The organism is Streptomyces sp. DH12 (assembly GCF_020873895.1).
GTDB lineage: Bacteria > Actinomycetota > Actinomycetes > Streptomycetales > Streptomycetaceae > Streptomyces.
Window position 1 is genome coordinate 1 of sequence record NZ_JAHWGT010001319.1, and the last position, 424, is coordinate 424.

Consider the following 424-nt stretch of genomic DNA (forward strand, 5'->3'; position numbering starts at 1 on the left):
CGGTGGGGTTGTCCAGACCGAGGATCATCCGCATCGTGGTCGACTTGCCCGAGCCGTTGGGGCCCAGGAAGCCGGTGACGGTGCCGGGACGCACCTGGAAGGAAAGGTTGTACACAGCGGTCTTGTCGCCGTACCGCTTGGTCAGGCCGACTGCCTCGATCATGCTCCGCACCCATCGAAAGGTTCAGGGACAGCGGGGCATACGCCCCCCGTAAGGGTTAGGAGCTTATCGGGGCGCTGACGGTTCCGCTCAAGGGCGCATCACGGACGGACCGGAAGCGGTCCGGAACGGTCGCTCACTGCGCGTCACGCCGTTTCAGCAGCACGTAGCCGCCGACGACCGCCGCGATCACCCACAGCGCCATGATGCCCAGGCCGCCCCAGGGCCCGTACGGGGTGTCGTCGTCCACCGGGGTGACCACCT

Annotated in this window: 1 protein-coding gene and 1 pseudogene; both read right to left on the reverse strand. The window is 67.2% G+C overall.

The features are described from left to right. A partial coding sequence (locus tag LPA54_RS39875) for an ATP-binding cassette domain-containing protein (RefSeq protein WP_228985295.1) occupies positions 1-163 on the reverse strand: 163 nt, incomplete at its 3' end. Between the two features lie 133 nt (positions 164-296). Then, positions 297-424 (reverse strand): annotated as a pseudogene (locus tag LPA54_RS39880) (ABC transporter permease); the annotation flags it as partial.